The 228-nt window shown below is 54.4% G+C and carries 1 pseudogene; it reads right to left on the reverse strand.

The annotated features are described in order from the left end of the window. Positions 1-56: 56 nt before the first annotated feature. Positions 57-228 (reverse strand): annotated as a pseudogene (locus ACLJNW_RS29265) (integrase); the annotation flags it as partial.

Raw genomic sequence — 228 nt, forward strand, 5'->3', positions numbered from 1 at the left:
GAAGCGGCATATCACATTCCCGTTCAAACAGATTCTGACGAATGGGACTGGTCACATTATTCTCCTTCCACGATTTGCAGCGGTTCTTCTGCACCGAGCAGCGCCTGCCGTCTGGCGGCATCAACGTAGTTTCCCCACCACTGCATCAGCGGTCGCCTTTGTTCCAGATAGTCGCTGCGGTTGTAGGCCGCTTCGATCTCGTCTTCTTTCTGGTGTGCCAGCACAGAT

This window comes from Salmonella sp. SAL4457 (assembly GCF_046548235.1).
GTDB classification, from domain to species: domain Bacteria; phylum Pseudomonadota; class Gammaproteobacteria; order Enterobacterales; family Enterobacteriaceae; genus Salmonella; species Salmonella enterica.